Genomic DNA, 768 nt, shown 5'->3' with positions numbered 1-768 from the left:
CGGAAATCAGGGGCATCCTGATCCTGTTCCATTCGGGAGGTTTCCGATGTTTCAAGCATTATTACAAGGAATATGCCTGCAAGTATCTGCCCCACCTTTTCCCCAGACGTGTGTCCTATAACCGTTTTGTGGAGCTGGAGAAAGAAGTCCTGTTGCAGCTGACCTTCTTCATCAAGGAGGTCTTACTGGGCACCTGCACCGGTATCAGCTTTGTGGATTCCACTCCGCTGCATGTATGCCGGAGACAACGCATATTGATTCATAAAACCTTCGAGGGACTTGCGCAGCGTGGAAAATGTTCCATGAGATGGTTCTTCGGCTTCAAACTGCATTTGATTATCAATGGCAAGAGGGAAATCCTTAACTTTTTGTTTACACCCGGAAATGTGGATGACCGTGAGCCGTTGAAACAAACCAGGTTCTTGAAAAATATAAAGGGCAAGCTCTGTGCGGACAAAGGGTATATCGGTCAGGCACTATTCGAGAATCTTTTCACGGGTGGCATACAGCTGATAACCAAAGTGAAGAACAACATGAAAAATTCCCTGATGAGCGTAGCGGACAAAATCCTGCTGAGAAAACGCGCTTTGACAGAAACGGTCAATGACAAGTTGAAGAATATCGCACAGATTGAACAACTCCAGACACCGCTCCTTCAATAACTTCATTGCCAATTCGCTTTCTGCCATAGCGGCATACTGTTTCTTTGAAAAGAAGCCCGCCATTGACCTGTGTTTTGTCAGAGACGGGCAACTTACCCTGTTTTGA

1 pseudogene is annotated in these 768 nt (G+C 46.1%); it reads left to right on the top strand.

What is annotated here, in order from left to right:
• Positions 1-768 (top strand): annotated as a pseudogene (locus M3090_RS15440) (IS982 family transposase); the annotation flags it as partial.

It is taken from the genome of Bacteroides sp. ET71 (assembly GCF_023336905.1).
GTDB lineage: Bacteria > Bacteroidota > Bacteroidia > Bacteroidales > Bacteroidaceae > Bacteroides.
The sequence above is the reverse complement of the archived record's forward strand: the minus strand, read 5'-3'. Positions and strand labels throughout refer to the sequence as shown.